Origin of the sequence: Flavobacterium agri, from assembly GCF_013401995.1 — a bacterium.
Taxonomy (GTDB): Bacteria; Bacteroidota; Bacteroidia; order Flavobacteriales; family Flavobacteriaceae; genus Flavobacterium; species Flavobacterium agri.
This window is the reverse complement of sequence record NZ_JACBJI010000016.1, coordinates 1-975: the sequence shown is the minus strand read 5'-3', so window position 1 is coordinate 975 and position 975 is coordinate 1. Positions and strand designations below refer to the sequence as shown.

At 33.3% G+C, this 975-nt stretch carries 1 protein-coding gene; it reads right to left on the bottom strand.

The window, feature by feature from the left end:
- Positions 1 to 207: 207 nt before the first annotated feature.
- Positions 208 to 936: a hypothetical protein gene (locus tag HZF10_RS17600; RefSeq protein ID WP_176007556.1), complete on the bottom strand. Its 729-nt coding sequence runs from the start codon at positions 934 to 936 to the stop codon at positions 208 to 210.
- Positions 937 to 975: the final 39 nt, after the last annotated feature.

Here is a 975-nt window from a genome sequence, read left to right as displayed (position 1 = left end):
TGCGCAACGATTGGGATCCTATTGGCAATTTTAGATTCGAATTGGAAACCGGGCTCGACGCGCTTGCCGCTAACGTTTCGCGGCTCACACTCTAGTTTTGCGGGTTTTGGAACCGAGTATTCTCCATGACTCGAAACGAAGTTATGAAAACAAATCTTCAACTAACGCTATACCGCAAAATTGAGTGTAGCCGCTGTTGTGCGAAGTTTAAATATAAGAACTTACTTGATCGGCAATTCTCTTTAAATAATCTCCATTGATATCGAAACTTAATTGCCTAGTTTGAACCAATATTCTATCTGAATTTTTGAAGATTACTAGCTTTTGCCTAGGCTTTGAAAGATTTTCAAAATAAGCGACATCAAATATTTGCTGTATTTGTTCGTGACTCAAATAATTGCCACATCCGAGTATCGTAATTGGAAAACTTTTGAAATAATCATGCTCTAGTAAATTCAATCTCTCAGGATTTTGAAACCTTTTTATTTTGCTAAGTTTCGACGGTTGATAATTCACTTCAGAAATAAAAGCGTGATTAAAAAAATCATTTTCAAATCCGGTAATTTCAGGAAATAGATATTTTAAAACAACTTCATATTTAGTCCAGGTATGACCACTTTTGTTTTTATGTAAATACGGCACGAAAGCGTTTATGTAATGCTCACTTTCATGATACTTAGAAGTATTTCTCGGGATTTTATTTTCGATGTAATATTTCCATTCGTTTGGATTTTTCAAACTCTCGTACTCGAATTGTTTATTGGTCAGAGTATTTTGAACATCAAATCCTTTTTCTTTTCCAAGTATTAAAACTTTTGAATTTGGATTTCCAAATCCAATATAATATGGATTGCCAAATTGTTTTTCATCGATCGAAAGATTATCACTTTTAGAAAAAGCTACATTAACTAAATCCTCAAATTTTTTCGAATACATATTTACGACAGGTTTGGTCTAAATTTCGCACAACGTTTC

What these genes read in the sequence shown, in the direction of transcription:
- HZF10_RS17600 (WP_176007556.1), bottom strand. Translation starts at nt 936, where the DNA reads ATGTATTCGAAAAAATTTGAGGATTTAGTTAATGTAGCTTTTTCTAAA.